Annotated in this window: 13 protein-coding genes; 12 read left to right on the forward strand and 1 reads right to left on the reverse strand. The window is 40.2% G+C overall.

Going from position 1 to position 16,982, the window contains the following annotated elements; translation table 11 throughout:
• Positions 1–478: 478 nt before the first annotated feature.
• The 4 genes from CWB65_RS17535 to CWB65_RS17550 all read left to right on the forward strand — a co-directional run bounded on the left by CWB65_RS17535 (position 479) and on the right by CWB65_RS17550 (position 5,911).
• A complete protein-coding gene (locus CWB65_RS17535; RefSeq protein WP_138741103.1) occupies positions 479–1,255 on the forward strand; it encodes a VOC family protein in 777 nt (258 codons plus the stop codon).
• A 135-nt stretch (positions 1,256–1,390) separates the two neighbouring features.
• Positions 1,391–1,753: a hypothetical protein gene (locus CWB65_RS17540; RefSeq protein ID WP_008133269.1), complete on the forward strand. Its 363-nt coding sequence runs from the start codon at positions 1,391–1,393 to the stop codon at positions 1,751–1,753.
• A complete protein-coding gene (locus CWB65_RS17545; protein WP_138741104.1) occupies positions 1,750–4,080 on the forward strand; it encodes a fatty acid cis/trans isomerase in 2,331 nt (776 codons plus the stop codon). Before CWB65_RS17540 ends, CWB65_RS17545 begins: the two co-directional genes overlap by 4 nt.
• Before the next feature lie 109 nt (positions 4,081–4,189).
• The gene (locus tag CWB65_RS17550; RefSeq protein WP_138741105.1) at positions 4,190–5,911 is read left to right on the forward strand and encodes a response regulator; all 1,722 of its coding nucleotides are present in this window, start codon (positions 4,190–4,192) and stop codon (positions 5,909–5,911) included.
• 391 nt (positions 5,912–6,302) lie between these two features.
• On the opposite strand, the gene CWB65_RS17555 is transcribed toward CWB65_RS17550, so the two are convergent.
• A complete protein-coding gene (locus CWB65_RS17555) occupies positions 6,303–7,181 on the reverse strand; it encodes a TraB/GumN family protein (protein ID WP_138741106.1) in 879 nt (292 codons plus the stop codon).
• A 668-nt stretch (positions 7,182–7,849) separates the two neighbouring features.
• Here CWB65_RS17555 and ilvG point away from each other — a divergent pair.
• The 8 genes from ilvG (at position 7,850) to CWB65_RS17595 (ending at position 16,973) form a co-directional block, all read left to right on the forward strand.
• Positions 7,850–9,499, forward strand: a complete 1,650-nt coding sequence (gene ilvG / locus CWB65_RS17560) for an acetolactate synthase 2 catalytic subunit (protein ID WP_138741107.1) — start codon at positions 7,850–7,852, stop codon at positions 9,497–9,499.
• Complete coding sequence (gene ilvM / locus CWB65_RS17565; RefSeq protein WP_006793049.1) at positions 9,496–9,738, forward strand: acetolactate synthase 2 small subunit; 243 nt, start codon at positions 9,496–9,498, stop codon at positions 9,736–9,738. Before ilvG ends, ilvM begins: the two co-directional genes overlap by 4 nt.
• 99 nt (positions 9,739–9,837) lie before the next feature.
• Complete coding sequence (ilvD, locus tag CWB65_RS17570) at positions 9,838–11,694, forward strand: dihydroxy-acid dehydratase (RefSeq protein WP_008133264.1); 1,857 nt, start codon at positions 9,838–9,840, stop codon at positions 11,692–11,694.
• Between the two features lie 2 nt (positions 11,695–11,696).
• Positions 11,697–13,250: a threonine ammonia-lyase, biosynthetic gene (ilvA, locus tag CWB65_RS17575; RefSeq protein WP_138741108.1), complete on the forward strand. Its 1,554-nt coding sequence runs from the start codon at positions 11,697–11,699 to the stop codon at positions 13,248–13,250.
• A gap of 95 nt (positions 13,251–13,345) precedes the next feature.
• Complete coding sequence (locus CWB65_RS17580; protein ID WP_138741109.1) at positions 13,346–14,389, forward strand: ABC transporter substrate-binding protein; 1,044 nt, start codon at positions 13,346–13,348, stop codon at positions 14,387–14,389.
• Between the two features lie 59 nt (positions 14,390–14,448).
• Positions 14,449–15,639, forward strand: a complete 1,191-nt coding sequence (locus tag CWB65_RS17585; RefSeq protein ID WP_138741110.1) for a methyltransferase — start codon at positions 14,449–14,451, stop codon at positions 15,637–15,639.
• A gap of 25 nt (positions 15,640–15,664) precedes the next feature.
• Positions 15,665–16,324 (forward strand): carbonate dehydratase, encoded by a 660-nt coding sequence (can, locus tag CWB65_RS17590; RefSeq protein ID WP_039036235.1) that lies wholly within the window; start codon positions 15,665–15,667, stop codon positions 16,322–16,324.
• Between the two features lie 4 nt (positions 16,325–16,328).
• Positions 16,329–16,973 (forward strand): Rossmann-fold NAD(P)-binding domain-containing protein, encoded by a 645-nt coding sequence (locus CWB65_RS17595; protein WP_008133255.1) that lies wholly within the window; start codon positions 16,329–16,331, stop codon positions 16,971–16,973.
• The last annotated feature ends 9 nt before the right edge of the window (positions 16,974–16,982 follow it).

A 16,982-nucleotide genomic window follows, 5' to 3' on the forward strand; every position in this document is an offset into this window, starting at 1 on the left:
CGGCTTTTTTACGTCTGCAGGAAAGCAATCTTCAGTATTCCCTTCTCTAAAGCGTAGCGTCTGTTGAGCAAAGCGCCTCTTTGTAAAGAGTGTTTTGGTTATTGGTAGCACACCGACTTCAAATAAGAAAAACTCGTTAAATCAATGTGATGGTTTTTTGCTGTCTGTGGTTTAGTAAACTCACTATCCCTATACTTGAACAACTATTTCTTCATGGCTACCTGATAAATAACGTAATTAGATATACAGTATTGCCCTAGTAACCTCATTTTGCCCAATTCTCTTAATACACGGAGCTAATAACCTAGACGGTATTCAGAAATACAGCCCCTGTCTTAGATAGCATCATTTAGATTTCAGCAAGTTCCTTATATCTCTCATCGACTCTTAGCAGTTATTGATCTAAGCTAATTAAAAAATAATCTTGCGTGCTATATTTCAAGAGTATGTTTGATATAAAAATAACAAAGGCTTTTATATGGATAATTATCCTCAGGGTATTTTTTGTTGGTCAGAGCTTTGCACACATAATTGGAAAGAAGGTAAAGCTTTTTATACCTCTCTATTTGATTGGGGTTATGATGATCAGCCAATTGGCGATGGTATTTTTTACACTATGCTCCAGAAAGAGGGTGACGACATTGCCGCTATGTACGAAATGCAAAAAGAGCAAATTCAGGAGGGTGTTCCAAGCAGTTGGTTAACTTACATTGCTGTAGATGATGTAGATCATTGTGCAATTAAAGCGAAAGAGCTTGGGGCTAAAATAATTGCGGGTCCGCACAATGTTATGGATGCAGGTCGTATGCTCATGTTTACTGATCCGGGGGGAGCAACCGTTGCATTATGGCAAGGAAAAGATCATAAAGGATGTAAACGTTTATCAGAGCTATCAACGCCTTATTGGCATGAGTTAGCGACGCGAAATAGCAAAGTAAGTAATGAGTTTTACTGTGCTTTACTAGGTTGGAAGAGCGAAGTGAAACCTATGGACAACATGGAATATACTTTATTTATGGTAGACGGTAAGCCGATTGCTGGAATGCTGGAAATGAGTAGCGAATGGCCTGATGATGTCCCACCTCATTGGATGATTTACTTTGCAGTTGACGACTGTGATTCTGCCCTTAATAAGGCGAAAAAGCTGGGAGCCCAAGTATGTGTACCTTCTACTACAGTACCAGACGTTGGCCGATTTGGTGTTCTTTGTGATCCTCAAGGTGCTGTTTTTTCGGTGATCCAAACGAAGGATTAAAGCGTTTACAATATGCTGATAAGTGCATGAGAGGGTTGTCTTGCACTTAGCTACTTTGGTTATTGGCATTAACGTTTAATTTTTTGTTATTTTGTTATAATGCCAGTTATATAAATTATGCATGTTGAGTAGACAATGGAATTTGAACAAGATAGCAATTTAACGCTGCCGTTATTTTTATTAAACGAGTCCTTAAGTGAAAGGGATGTAGAGCAGCCTGATTTTGAAATATCAGTAGCGCTCGATGATGAGTTACTTGCTCAAATTTGCCAAAATCCCTCAGCGGACAGCAGCATAGCTATTACAATAACAAGTTATGAGCTGTTAATAGCCGATCCTTCTTACAAATACATGTTAGAACAATCACACCATGCGCAGATAACTTTAAATCATGGACCTGTATTGAGTGTTGTACTAAATACTGAGAATCAAGATGTATTTATATCTCCGCAGATGGATATGATGCCGACCTTTGATTTAGGTGATGAAGGCGAATGAATAAACTCATAGGCATCGTTACATTAGTTATTTTAAGTGGTTGTGCATACTTAGGTAATGCTCATTACAATGAGCTATTTGGCACTGAGCAGGCCCAGCAGCGTATCGTATCTCATACTACTGGCGAAGGGGCTAATTTTTTACAGAATGTGAAACCGGTGCTCGATACTCGGTGTGTTGTGTGTCATGGTTGTTACGATGCACCTTGTCAGTTAAAGCTATCATCCCCTGAAGGAATAGATAGAGGGGTAAGCAAAGACCTTGTTTACGACGGAACTCGTTTACTTGCTACAACGCCGAGTAGATTGTTATTTGATGCTACAACCACAGAGCAATGGCGAGAAAAGAACTTTACTCCTGTTTTAAATGAGCGAGTACAAACTGAGGAAGCTAACTTAGCTGGTAGCGTCTTGTTTAACAGTTTAGTACTGAAACAAAGCCATGAATTGCCTGCAAATGAAATATTAAATAATGAATTTGATTTTTCGCTGAGCCGCTCTCAAACCTGTGCCACTATGGGAGAATTTGATCAATTAGCGGGTGAGCAACCTCATGCTGGTATGCCTTATGGATTACCGGGCGTATCCCGTGATGAATTTAATCACTTGCAGACGTGGCTCAAAGCAGGCGGTAAAATGGCGCATATTGACCCGCCAACAGAGTATGAACTTGAGCAGGTAAAGCGTTGGGAAGCATTTTTAAACCAAGATGATTTGAAGTATCAGTTATCGGCTCGCTATATATACGAGCATTGGTTTTTAGCTCACATATATTTTGATCAAAAATCTCCTGATAACTTTTTTAAGCTCGTCCGTTCGAGCACACCTCCAGGCGAAAAAATAAAATTAATAAGCACACGTCGACCTTATGACGACCCTAAAGTTAACCGTGTTTACTACCGACTTTTGCATGATCGCAGCACTGTTTTATCTAAAACTCACTTACCTCTTAAGCTAAATGATGAAAAGTTGACGCGCTTGTACCAACAGTTCATTGCACCAGAGTATACGGTTAAAAGTATGCCTAGCTACAAGGCAGAGTCTGCATCTAATCCGTTTAAAACGTTTGAAGTGATCCCAATTAATTCTAAATATCAGTTTATGCTTGATGAAGCTGAGTTGATTATTATGGGCTTTATTAAAGGGCCTGTCTGTCGTGGTCAGATAGCGTTAAATGTGATTAACGACCACTTTTGGGTTGCTTTTGCTGATCCAAAAAAAGTGGCCACCCCAGCGGTTGGACAAATGATAATGCAGCATGAAGACGCACTTGAATTACCCGCCGCAGAAGAAAGTAATGCGTTCCCTATTGCTAATTGGGTTAAATACTCAGCTCTGGAGCAAAAATATTTAAAAGCAAAGGTCAATTTAGCGAATGAGATGTTTAAAGGCGGTGAGCATTTAACAACAGATTTATTGTGGAAAGGAGATGGTCATAATAAAAATGCAGCACTGACTATTTTTCGTCATTTTGACAGTGCCACTGTGGTGAAGGGTTTCATTGGCCAAGAGCCAAAAACAACTTGGATTTTAGATTATGCCTTATTCGAGCGTATACATTATTTACTGGTTGCTGGTTTTGATGTTTACGGCAATATTGGGCACCAGTTAGTCACGCGTTTATATATGGATTTTTTACGCCTAGAAGGAGAACAAAACTTCTTAGCATTATTACCAGAAAAAAAACGAGATAAAATCAAAGGCCAGTGGTATCGTAAATCCCCACCAAGTCTTGCTGAGTTTTTTAAAAATAACCGTGAGTTTAGTCAGCCAAGCGGAATAACTTATAAAACAAACACCCCTCAAAAAGAATTGTATGCACTAATGAAAGAGGCGCTAAGTCCAGTGCTAAGTGAGCACTACGATTATAAGCAAGTACCTAAATCGTTAAGTGCCATTAATGCTATGCCGGCAAAAGCAGTAAATTTATTACCGCAGTTATCGTTTGTATTAGTAAAGCAAGATGACGATAGCCATAAGGCTTACACGATTATTCATCATAACGCGCATTACAATATTTCGAGCTTATTAAATGAAGACGGTCAACGAGCTTTTGACGAAGACACTGCAACAATCGTCCCTGGTTTTATAGGTGACTACCCAGCTTCCATTTGGTATTTGAATAATGAACAACAAGTTGAGGCTTTTGCTGAACAGTTACCTATGATGCAAGTAGAAGCTGATTACGCAGCCTTAAAAACTAAATTTGGAATTAGACGTTCTCATCCACAGTTTTGGCAATACAGCGATATTTTACACGCTACAGCAAAAAAATACCGTGGTGTTGAATATGGCTTGTTCGATTACAACCGTTTAGAAAATAGATAGTAAGCCCTCTTATATAGCCCAGCTCTGAGTTGGGCTTTTTTATATTTATAGATTAAGCATAGATATTGATGTAATTGGACTACACTTAAACCAAAAAGTTAGGCTAACTATGTTTGAAGTTGTTGCAAATATTCGCCTACGTAATCGGTGGGCATTAATCGCTATTGCGCTATTAATTAGTGTTTCTGTATCACTAATGCAGTACTTTTTTTCAGTACAGAAAAATGATGCAAACATTATTAACATTGCTGGTAAACAGCGAATGCTGTCGCAAAAAATTGCATGGCATGGTGATAAGTTATTAACCTCGCAAGTTCCTAGTACTAGTCATCAGCAGTCTTTAGATGCATCGCTCAGCCTATTTAAAGCAAACCATCAATATTTATTGTTAAAAAACGATAATGGTCAATATAAATACCTCAGCCCTGAGCTTATAAAGTTGTATACACAACCACCTGTTGAGCTAGATTTGCGCGTGCAAAAATTTATCCAACAGGTAGAAGGGCTGCTGTATAAACAGGAAAAAATAAACCCCGATGTGTTTTCTGTTAAGCGCATGGAAGAGTTACTAAAGTATTTAGATCAAGCTGTTGGCTTATTTGAAAAAGAGTCCGTTAAAAAAGTGGCGTGGGTGTCTTCAGCCGAGCTATTTTTTTGGTTGCTAACTATGTTATTGCTTATTGGTGTATTACGTTTTGTGTTCATACCGATGGAAAAGCAGATCACTAAGGCGTTATCAAAGTATCAACAGCAAAAAGATTTTGCGCAGCAAGTGAGTAAAAATAAAGAACACTTTATAGCTCGAGCAAGTCATGAGTTTAGAACGCCCCTACAAGGTTTTGTTACCTCGATTGATTCGTTAGAGGTCAGTAATAGCCAAAAATCGATTAAAACACAGGCCTCTTATTGCGCATCAAGAATAATAGCAATGCTTGACGAACTTCAAGATTTACAGACGCTTAGTTTGGGCCGTTGGGCATTAAAACCGTCAAATGAAAACTTACTTCAGTCATTCAATAAAGTGCTTTTAGGGTATGAATTTGGTTACAACCAAAAAGGCATTGCCTTAGTTAGAGCACTTGATTCGACACTTGACCAAGCTATAAAACTAGATCATCAACGCTTTCAGCAAGTGTTAGCTGAGTTAGTTGGCAACGCATTAAAGTTTACAGAAGAGGGGTCTGTTACTGTTAAGGCTTGTGTTAACAATAAGCAATTAACAGTAACAATAACGGATACAGGTTCAGGATTAACCAAGCCAGTCAGCAGGTTAACCTTTGATTCATCTAATCAAAATAATCACTTTCAAGGGTTAAGAACAGGCCTTGCAAGGGTGCAGTATATTGTTGATGCTTTTGACGGAAATATTGTGTTTGAAAATACATCGCCAAATGGGGTGTGCGTTACGCTAAAAATGCCCGTTGTGATTGATGAAAGTGCACCTTCGTTTAGTGCACTGTTACCTAAAAATATGCATTGTTTAGTTGTTGAAGATAACCCGTTAAACATGCACATTTTAACCCGTATTCTTTCACAGCTTAACTACAGCTATGAATGTGCAAAAAACGGAAAGGTCGCATGCGAGATGGCAACTAAAAACGAATACCAAGTCATTTTTATGGATTTAAATATGCCAATAATGGATGGCTTTGAGGCTATTAAAAAAATACGCATTTTTGACGCTAATACGCCTATTATTGTGGTTACCGCCAATACATCAGAAAGTGATATTGCAATTACCACTCAATTAGGTGCAAATGGGCATGTTTTTAAACCTATCAGCACGCAAGCGTTAGCTGAAGTGTTAATAGGTAGCTTAAACCCTAAATAATAAATTGATTATATAGCGTTATTTTCAGCGTTAATTTAGTAAAAATTATTTGCAATAGGTAAGCTAAAACGCTCAATTGGTCTTTTTCAAAGAGAGGTCTATTTGAGAAAATTACATGTATTTTTTCTGTAAGTGGGATACCAATCCGCCATCGTACTTAATCATCTTGTGGGGCTAAACGTGTCGCTTTCTGCGCTATAAAACGCCTATTTAGAAAAATTGAACAACGAAAATTCAACTTGTTATCAACAGTGTTTTTTAAATCAAAATCGGTTTCTTAATTAGTATTTGTTGAACTTAGCGCATTGATTTACGTTTTTTAATAGAGCTTAAACTAATAATATTAGCAACCCTTAGGGCAATTAATATCACCCTAGGTATAACAATGAGGTTAGAGTCGAGTAACACTGAAACCTTTATCTTTTAACTGCTTTATTAAACCATGCTGCTCTGGTAAGTGCAGCGCGCCTACTGCAATAAATAGCTTTTCGTTATTTAAGCGAGGAACAAGTTGCTCTACCCATTTGTTATTACGGTTTATTAGCATGACTTGCTCGCTTATTTCACCATAATTACTCTCGTCAAAACTCATGTTGTAGTACTCGGTAAGGGTATCCATATCGCCATTTTTCCATGCGTTTACTAGCTTAATAAAGTATGTATTAATATCGCTAAGCTGTTCAAAGGTTTCTTCAATCATTTCATTACTTAATAGCGCCATACCATCAAACATTTGTAACTGCTGCTCTAGGGTTTCTAGTTCACCAATTTTAATGTTGTTCTCTTTAGCGTAAGCAAGTACTTGCTTGTCTATGCCTGTTTGATCAGAAAAGCCTGCATTTTGAAACTCAATTTGCATCATAGTCACCATTACAGCCCAAGGTTTGAAGTTGCTAAACATAGCAATATCAATCGATTTTTTTGCAAAGTAATTTTTAAGCTTATTGTAGTTTTGTTTTGATAGTTCTGTTTGTAATGTTTTACCATTTTTAAGCATCATTAATGGCATTGAGCGCTGTTGCATTTGAAATGGAGTCAGTTTGCTAATATCCACTTCTACAATAACGTGTTCGCTCTCATCAATCGCTTTGGTAACGTTTGCTGGTAAGCCTTTCATGCTGGCGTCACCTACGTGTACGGTGCCAAACAAATACGAGCTAGTGCCATTTTTTTCTACTTTATATAAAGCTGGTGCCGCAACGTTATTAAAACTAAGTACTGTAAATAGCACCATAATAAAAAAATGACTAATACGAGGTATCGCTTTCATAGTTTGTCCTTCAAATCCTGTTGTTGAGTCAAACAAATACTAACCTAAATTTGCCTATACAGCAGTGCTAAATTCAGTATTTATCAATCGTCTTTTGTGAGGTTATTGGTACTAATATGTGCGCTCAGTGGAGTATTTGTTCTATTTACGTTTTTTGATTTAGTACAGTTGCAAACCATGATTATTAAAACTATTCGGAAGGTCTAAACATTATCTGTATAAAAAATTAATTTAATTTTTACTAAAACTCAAAAATTAATCAAACCATAAATGGGGAATATAAGAATAGTGAATTTCTATACTTTAAATTAAAACATAAAAATTCCTTTATGGTTGTATTTAGTGAATTTTAAAACCACTTAATTTGAGTTTTAGCAGTTTTTTTGAATTGAATTTGGTGTTGACTTAAGCCGCTCAGCGCGGTACTAATACATAACAGAGCGAGAGATAAACTTTCGCAACAAATTATTTAAATTTGGTGTTAATTACATGCTTACAACTGCACTTAAACTAGTCCTTATTATTATCGTGGTGATTATTCCCGCGAGGGCTTTGTAGTGCTATAAACTTGAGCATTAAAAAGCCCTCCGCACTTAACAGTTCGGAGGGCTTTTTAGTTTTAAGGGTAAAAATTAATTAGGTTGTCACTGAAGAATGAGGATTTATTAATGACAGGCGCAGAACTCACAATCGACTTATTAGCCAAACACGGCGTTAAAGAGGTATTTGGCTACCCTGGTGGAGCCATTATGCCAATTTACGATGCGCTGTATGGTGCGCCAGTCAAGCATTACCTCACTCGCCACGAGCAAGGTGCTGGTTTTGCTGCTGTAGGTTATGCCCGCAGCACAGGTAAATTAGGCGTATGTTTAGCAACATCAGGCCCTGGGGCTACTAACTTAATAACAGCACTTGCAGATGCAATGATGGACTCAGTACCATTATTAGCAATTACTGGCCAAGTACCTACTGCAGCCATTGGCTCTGATGCATTTCAAGAAGTGGATGTACTAGGTATGTCGCTTTCATGTACAAAACACAGTTACATGGTCGAGCGTCCAGAAGATTTAGCCGAAATACTACAAGAGGCCATGCACTTAGCCCAAAGTGGTCGCCCAGGTCCTGTGCTTGTAGATATTCCAAAAGATATTCAAATGGCGCAAGTGCCTTTTAAACCATGGCTAGCCGCTGATGAATACTTACCGCAGCTTGATTTAAACCAAGTGGCCATTGCCAATCAGTTATTAAGTGAAGCTAAGCAACCTGTGGCGTATGTAGGTGGCGGTGTACAAGCCGCTGATGCGCAAAATGAGTTAATGCAGTTTTTAAATAAAACGCAGATGCCTGCGGTATCAACACTTAAAGCGTTAGGTAGCGTATTACCAGATTACGAACACTACCTAGGCATGCTAGGCATGCACGGTACACAAGCCGCTAATATAGCGGTGCAAGAGTGTGATGTTTTAGTGTGTATAGGCGCTCGCTTTGATGACCGCGTAACTGGGGATTTAGCTAAATTTGCCGCTAAAGCAAAAGTAATTCATTTAGACATAGATGCGGCCGAAGTAGGTAAACGTAAACCAGCTAAAGCCTCATTAATTGCTGATTTAAAAACCTCATTACCGGCACTTGAGTGCTTTGTAACCTCTAAAGCATGGTGCGATATAAATAAGCAGTTAAGCGTAAAACATGCGTGGCGATATGACTACCCAGGCGAAAAAGTATTTGCCCCGTATTTATTGAACCAATTAAGCCAGCGTATGCCAAAAACAGGCGTAGTGTGCTGTGATGTAGGGCAGCATCAAATGTGGGTAGCGCAACACATGAAGTTTAGCCACCCGAGCAACCATTTAAGTAGTGGTGGCGCAGGCACTATGGGCTTTGGTTTACCAGCGGCTATTGGCGCACAAGTAGCACGTCCAGACGATTTTGTAATAACGGTGTCGGGTGATGGCTCAATCATGATGAACATTCAAGAGCTTGCGACTATTCGCCGTAACAATTTACCAGTAAAAATACTAATATTAGATAACCAACGCTTAGGTATGGTTCGCCAATGGCAGGAGCTATTTTTTGAAGGACGTTACTCTGAAACAAACCTTTCAGATAACCCTGATTTTGTTCAGTTAGCCGCTGTATTTGGTATTCCTGGGCAAACAATTACACATGCAAATCAAGTTGATGATGCAATAACAGCATTAGTTAACAGCAAAGGGCCGTATATAGTACATGCCTGCATAGACGATAAAGAAAACGTATGGCCACTTGTACCACCAGGGGCTGCAAATGACGAAATGATTACGGAGAAAGCACAATGAAACACAGCCTAACTATTGCATTAAAGAGCCAAAGTATAGCGGTCGAGCGTTTTTTACGTGTAGTGCGTCACCGTGGTTTTGATCTTACGCATTTTCAGCTCAATATGGATGATGGCCACTACAATGTTGCAATGACAGTAGACAGCGATAAACCAATCCATCTTTTAACAAGCCAGTTAAATAAGCTGGTGGACGTTAAAGAAATCACTTTACAAAATTTACAGCAACAAGCTGTGTAATTGCTAACAACACAAATTTACGAGTAATTGAATAACTGTTACTCACCAATTTTTAGAATGAGGAATGCCCGCTTACACAGCGGCAAAACAGAGGTAACTATGGCTAAATTAAGAAGTGCAACAACAACTGAAGGACGTAAACGCGCAGGCGCACGTGCATTATGGCGCGCAACAGGCATGACCGACACCGACTTTGGTAAACCAATTATTGCTGTAGTTAACTCGTTTACGCAATTTGTGCCAGGGCACGTACACCTTAATCAGCTAAGTGAGTTAATGGCTGAAACAATCACGCAAGCGGGTGGTGTACCAAAAGAATTTAATACTATTGCAATTGATGACGGTATCGCAATGGGCCACGGGGGCATGCTTTACTCACTGCCTTCGCGCGATCTCATTGCCGACTCAGTTGAGTACATGGTTAACGGCCACTGCGCCGATGCGATGATCTGTATTTCTAACTGTGACAAAATCACCCCAGGGATGATGCTTGCAGCGCTACGCTTAAACATACCGGTTATTTTTGTATCGGGCGGACCAATGGAAGCGGGTAAAACGAAACTTGCTAACATTGATATCAAATTAGATTTAGTCGATGCCATGGTAAAAGGCGCTGATGAAACAGTAAGTGATGCAGATTCAGAGCAAGTAGAGCGCTCTGCATGTCCTACTTGTGGGTCGTGTTCAGGTATGTTTACTGCAAACTCAATGAACTGTTTATTAGAAGCTATTGGCCTTGCACTACCGGGTAACGGTACAACGCTTGCAACCCATAAAGATCGTAAGCAGCTATATGTAGAAGCGGGTGCTCGCATTGTTGATTTATGCCGTGAGTACTACCAAAAAGATAACCAAGACGTATTGCCACGCGCTATTGCTAACAAAACAGCCTTTATGAACTCTATGGTTGTTGATATTGCTATGGGTGGTTCATCTAACACCGTACTGCATTTACTAGCAGCCGCACAAGAAGCTGGCGTAGATTTTGACATGTCGCACATTGACGAGTTATCTCGTAAAACCCCATTTTTATGTAAAGTAGCTCCAGCAACAGCGCAGTACCACATTGAAGATGTTCACCGCGCTGGTGGCATGATGGCAATTGTGCGTGAGCTAGGCAAAGCCGGTTTAGTTGATTTATCGGTAAACCACGTTGCAGGTATGACTATGGGTGAGCTTGTTAAAAAATGGGATGCGACAGATCCTAAAAACGAAGCGGCACAAAAGTTTTACCGCGCGGGACCAGCTGGCATTCGTACTACAAAAGCAATGAGCCAAGAGTGTCGTTGGGATGAAGGCGATAACGACCGCGAACATGGTTGTATCCGCAGTGTTGAACACGCATTTAGACAAGATGGCGGCTTAGCTGTACTTTCAGGCAACTTAGCGGTTGATGGCTGTATTGTTAAAAGCGCGGGCGTAGTTGACGAAATGCTGCATTTTGAAGGCACTGCAGTGGTATACGAATCACAAGATGATTCAGTAGAAGGCATTTTAAACGACGAAGTAAAAGCCGGTGATGTTGTGGTTATTCGTTACGAAGGCCCTAAAGGCGGTCCTGGTATGCAAGAAATGCTTTACCCAACGAGCTACTTAAAATCAAAAGGTTTAGCTGAAAAGTGTGCGCTGATCACAGATGGACGCTTTTCGGGCGGCACGTCTGGTTTATCTATTGGCCACGTATCGCCAGAGGCGGCAAGCGGTGGTGCTATTGCGTACGTTGAAAATGGCGACAAAATTATTATTGATATTGCAACGCGTGAGATCACGCTTGCATTAAGCGAGGAAGAGCTTGAAGCGCGTAAGCAAAAGCAATTAGCGCGTGGTAAACAGGCGTATAAGCCCCTTGACCGTGAGCGTTATGTTTCGTCGGCATTAAAAGCCTATGCACTACTTGCAACTAGTGCAGATAAGGGCGCAGTGCGTGACTTAGAGAAACTGGAGGAGCTGAGCTAATTATGGTTTCTCAAGAGCTCGATTATTTTCGTGCAATTATTCAAGCAAATATGGAGCCCTTGGCTAAAGTCACTGAGGTCAGTGAAATGCCTGACCTTAGCGCTAAACTTGGCAACCATGTATGGCTTAAACGTGAAGATCAACAGCCCGTGTATTCGTTTAAATTACGCGGCGCATACAATAAATTAAATAAGTTGCCAAAAGGGTCTGTTGTAATTACTGCATCGGCTGGTAACCATGCTCAGGGTGTTGCATTAAGCGCTTCGCATTTAGGGCATAAGGCAACGATTGTAATGCCTGTTACAACACCAGAAATAAAAGTTAACGCCGTACGCGCTTTAGGCGGTGAGGTTGTATTGCATGGACATCAGTTTGATGTAGCTAAAGCGCACGCGCTTGAGCTCACAGAGCAGCGTAATGGCATTTTTGTCCCACCATTTGACGATCCTGACGTTATTGTTGGGCAAGGTACTGTAGCGCGAGAACTCATGCAGCAGCTCAATGAGCTTGATGCGGTATTTATTCCCGTTGGAGGCGGTGGCTTACTGGCAGGCATGGCTGTTTATATAAAGTCACTTCGTCCTGATATCAAAGTCATTGGCGTAGAAGCTGATGAGAGCGCCTGTTTACAAGCTGCACTTGAAGCGGGTGAACCGGTAGAGCTTGACCTAGTAGGTAGTTTTGCCGATGGTGTAGCGGTTAAAATTATTGGCAAGGAAACATTTCGCTTAGCACAAAAGTTTTGCGATGAAGTAATCACTGTGACTAGCGATGAAATTTGCGCCGCCATGCAAGATATTTTTGTGTCTACTCGTGCAATTGCAGAGCCTTCTGGCGCTCTTGCAACGGCAGGGCTTAAAAAGTGGAGCCAACAATCGCTCTTAAAAGGGTTGCATTTAGCAGCTGTGCTTTCGGGCGCAAATTTAAACTTTGATCGCTTACGTTATGTCGCTGAGCGCACTGCGCTAGGTGAAAAAAACGAAGCGTTATTAGCCGTTACCATCAAAGAAGAAAAAGGCAGTTTTAAACAGTTTTGTGCGTCTTTAGGTGGCCGTGCTATTACTGAGTTTAACTACCGTTATGCAGGGCCTGGTGAAGCGCAAATATTTGTAGGTATTGCTCTGCGCCAAGGAGAGCAGGAGCTCAATGAGCTCAAGCAGGACCTAACTCAAAACGATTACACATTTTGCGACTTATCAGATAATGAACTTGCTAAATTGCACGTACGCTATATGGTTGGCGGTAAAGCACCCGAAAAACTGCATGAACGTTTGTTACGTTTTGAGTTTCCAGAATACCCCGGCGCACTAGCGCGCTTTTTAGATACGCTAGGCAACGATTGGAATATCACATTATTTCATTATCGGAGTCAAGGCGGCTCAATGGGTTATGTATTAGCCGGTTTTGCTATTGAACCTGAGCAATTTGAGACTTTTAACGAGCATTTAAATGACTTAGGCTATAGCGTGCAAGATGAAACGCATAATCCGTGTTTTACACAGTTTTTAACGACGCAACCTCTTTCAGAAAAAACCGCAAAGCTCGCTTCAGTTTAACAGCCATTAAAGAGCAAGTACCTTACAAGGGTGCTTGCTTTATCATTTGTTTTACATATAGTTACTGATACCGTCATTAACTTGAGGAAACTTGGTTGTTACTTAAAGGATTAATACTTGGATTGTGTTTTTTTTGTGGCCAAATTGCGGCGCAAGAATCGGTCACTTTACAATTAAAATGGACGCATCAGTTTCAGTTTGCTGGTTACTACATGGCTAAAGAAAAAGGGTTTTATAAAGATGTGGGTCTTGATGTAACCATAAACCCAGCAGATCTAACAATGCCCGATGCGTTTAGTGCTGTGGCTAATGGCGACGCCGAGTTTGGTGTAGGTCACTCGGGTATTTTACAGGAACGTATAAACGGCCAATCTTTTGTAGCAATGGCGCCTATCTTGCAATATTCACCTTATTGCTGGATGGTCAAAGACACCTCTGATATTTTTCATCCTCGTGATTTTGTAAATAAGCGTATAAGTAAAGTGAGTCACAATGATAGCAATGAGTTAATGGCTATGCTGACACGCAGCGGAGTTAATACGCGTTTGCTTAGTGTATACAACGGTGACAACCCAAGCCAAGCCTGGATTGAGAACAGGCTCGATGCGATGCAAGTTTATCTATCTACAGAGCCCTACAATATGACTCAAAGAGGTATATCACATCGCCTAATATGCCCTCAGCGTTACGGTATAGACGTTTATGCAGATATCTTATATACCACTGGAAAAATGTTAAGCACATCCCCAGAAACCGTTGAAAAATTTTACCAAGCCAGCCTAAAGGGGTGGCGCTACGCAATGATGAATATGGATGAGGCCATTGCGGTTACCCAAATACTTTACGCACCTAACAAAAGTTTCCATGAATTAGCATACGAGGCTGAAGTATTAAAAGAGTACATTATGCCAGCAACAACTAGCCTGGGGCATATGTCTATTCCAAAATGGCGCCTAATTGCAGACTTGTACGGTATTCACCAAACTGATTTTGATAATGTTAAAGCCAGTTTTATTTATAAATATCAGCGACCAGAAAAAATGGAACTATCGTGGATGTTAATTGCAGCGATGATTGTGAGTGTTATCTCTATACCGTTGTATTTGCGCTTAATGTTTAGTAAAAAAATAACCGTTTAATGGCTGTTAATGTTAATGTTACTGATACAATTGGCTACCTTTCAATAAATTAAGCTGTTATGACATTAGCCGAGCAATTTACTTCACTTGACTCTATTTTAAAGCGTACTCGTACCTATTGGCAGTGCACCGCTTTTGACTTTGATGCGATCCCTTGGCCCGAACTGCGAGGCATATTAAATAGCTTAACAGATGAGCAAGTAGCAACGCTTGATACCAAGCAGAATGAATTAATAGACTTCTTTAATCCACACATTAAGTTACTTGATGAATTACAGCTATTATGTAAATTACCTCAGGCAAATACCCTCCGATATAATTACCCTTTTTGGATTAGTAACGGCATAAAAGGGCGTAAATTCGAACAACTCCAAGACTTTGTATCTGCGTTGCCAAACACAAAATTACCGGTATTAGAATGGTGTGCGGGTAAAGGGCACTTAGGTCGTATGCTCGCATTTAACGGTGCCACGCAGGTCAGCAGTGTTGAGTTGCAAGCAACATTATGCGAACAAGGCCAAAAAGCAGCACTGCAACAAGGCTTGGCAATGCAATTTAGCCAAGTTGATGTATTAAAAGATGATACTACATCACTTTTTAATACACAGATGCATGCTGTGGCGCTTCATGCATGCGGCGCTTTACATCAGGCTATGATGCGCAAAGCAATAGCTGCAAACGTGCAGCAAATTAGCTTTTCACCTTGTTGCTATCATTTATTCACACCTAACGATTACTTACCAATGAGCGAGCTTGCCAAGCAAAGTCAGCTTAGATTAACTCATCGTGATTTAAAACTGGCTTTGCAAGAAACAGTAACCGCGCCAACTCGTGTTGATAAAATACGAAAAACAGAACTTGAGTGGCGGTTGGGCTTTGATGCACTCAGGAGGTCAATTACTAATGAATTGCACTATGTTAGTGTTCCCTCTGTTAATAAGGCCGTGTTCTCAGGTTCATTTAAATCATTTTGTGAGTGGGCGGGCGATAAAAAAGCCTTAAAAATACCGCAAGATGTTGATTATGAATATTTTTTATCAGTGGGTGTGGCTCGAAAAAAGATCACTGACAGAGTTGAACTGGTTCGACATGTGTTCAGAAGAGCAATTGAGGTTTGGCTTGTGCTCGATCGTGCTTTATATTTGCAACAGCATGGCTATCAAGTAAGTATTAAAACCTTTTGTGAAAAGCAGTTAACGCCTCGGAATATTTTAATTCTTGCCAATACTAACCCTTCAACCAACAACTAGTCGTTTTGGCTTAATAAGAGATGCAATGAGAAAATTAAAAAATTTGTTCGATAATAATAAAAACTGGGCTGCGCGAACAAGCGAAGCGAATCCAGAGTTTTTTAAAATTTTATCTATGCAGCAAAACCCTGAGTACTTATGGATTGGTTGCTCAGACTCTCGTGTACCCGCAAACCAAATAGTTGATTTATTACCCGGAGAATTATTTGTACACCGTAATGTAGCAAATGTCGTTGTACATACCGATCATAACTGTTTATCTGTTATGCAGTATGCGGTAGAAGTACTAAAAGTTAAACACATAATGGTTGTTGGCCATTATGGGTGCGGTGGCGTTCAAGCTGTACTAAGTGATGCAAAGTTTGGTTTTATTGATAACTGGCTTCGACATGTTGGCGATGTAAAAGAAAAGCACATAGAGCAACTTAACAGCATTGACGAAGAGCAGCGCTTAAGTCGCCTTATTGAGCTTAATGTAATAGAACAAGTACGCAATGTATGCCGTACCAATATTGTGCAAGATGCATGGGAGCGCGGCCAAGATTTAACAATACATGGTTGGGTTTATGGTTTAGAAAACGGCCACTTACATGATTTAGAAGCCGTTGTTACGTGCGCGGAAGAAGAGTCGGACAGTTATAAACGTGCAATACAACATGTTTTTAAAAAAGCAGGTTGTGAGTAAATAAATGACAAAAACGGCGGTTGTTATTGGCGCAACAGGTTTAGTTGGGTCTGAGCTTTTAACTGCATTACTCAGTTGCGCTGAGTATAGTCAGGTTGTCGCGATAACACGCCGAGCGTTACCACTTTCCCATCCTCAGTTAACTAATCACGTTATTGATTTTGAAAAGTTGACTCAATACCGCGATTTCTTTAAAGGTGATGTGTTTTTTTCGTGCTTAGGGACTACGCTTAAGCAAGCGGGCTCTGTAGATGCGCAGCGTAAAGTGGATTTTGACTATCAATTTATCGCCGCACAACTTGCAGCATGCAATGGCATAAGCCATTATTGTTTAGTGTCATCAAGTGGTGCTAACGCAAATAGCAATAGCGCTTATTTAAAAATGAAGGGGCAGCTAGAGCAACAGGTTGTGCCATTAGCATTTAATAAAATAAGTATTTTTCAACCGTCGTTGTTAATAGGTGAGCGAGATCACTTTAGATTAGCTGAAAAAATAGGCAGTGTGATTTTACCATTGCTTACAAAAATTGGTTTCTTAAAGCGTTATAAACCTATAACAGGAAAGCAAGTTGCTTTAAAAATGTTAGCGGTGAGCTTAGAGCAAAAAGAGGCGCAAAAATATTATGTGCTTGATGAGTTATTTATCTAGATTTTTGTT

The sequence above is a fragment of the Pseudoalteromonas sp. S554 genome (assembly GCF_005930865.1).
GTDB classification, from domain to species: Bacteria; Pseudomonadota; Gammaproteobacteria; order Enterobacterales; family Alteromonadaceae; genus Pseudoalteromonas; species Pseudoalteromonas marina.

Bases quoted from the DNA above. Each gene is read 5' to 3' on its own strand.
- CWB65_RS17550 (WP_138741105.1), top strand. From the start codon at position 4,190: ATGTTTGAAGTTGTTGCAAATATTCGCCTACGTAATCGGTGGGCATTA.
- CWB65_RS17540 (WP_008133269.1), top strand. From the start codon at position 1,391: ATGGAATTTGAACAAGATAGCAATTTAACGCTGCCGTTATTTTTATTA.
- CWB65_RS17555 (WP_138741106.1), bottom strand. From the start codon at position 7,181: ATGAAAGCGATACCTCGTATTAGTCATTTTTTTATTATGGTGCTATTT.
- ilvA (WP_138741108.1), top strand. From the start codon at position 11,697: ATGGTTTCTCAAGAGCTCGATTATTTTCGTGCAATTATTCAAGCAAAT.
- ilvD (WP_008133264.1), top strand. From the start codon at position 9,838: ATGGCTAAATTAAGAAGTGCAACAACAACTGAAGGACGTAAACGCGCA.
- ilvM (WP_006793049.1), top strand. From the start codon at position 9,496: ATGAAACACAGCCTAACTATTGCATTAAAGAGCCAAAGTATAGCGGTC.
- CWB65_RS17595 (WP_008133255.1), top strand. From the start codon at position 16,329: ATGACAAAAACGGCGGTTGTTATTGGCGCAACAGGTTTAGTTGGGTCT.
- ilvG (WP_138741107.1), top strand. From the start codon at position 7,850: ATGACAGGCGCAGAACTCACAATCGACTTATTAGCCAAACACGGCGTT.
- CWB65_RS17545 (WP_138741104.1), top strand. From the start codon at position 1,750: ATGAATAAACTCATAGGCATCGTTACATTAGTTATTTTAAGTGGTTGT.
- CWB65_RS17535 (WP_138741103.1), top strand. From the start codon at position 479: ATGGATAATTATCCTCAGGGTATTTTTTGTTGGTCAGAGCTTTGCACA.
- CWB65_RS17585 (WP_138741110.1), top strand. From the start codon at position 14,449: ATGACATTAGCCGAGCAATTTACTTCACTTGACTCTATTTTAAAGCGT.
- can (WP_039036235.1), top strand. From the start codon at position 15,665: ATGAGAAAATTAAAAAATTTGTTCGATAATAATAAAAACTGGGCTGCG.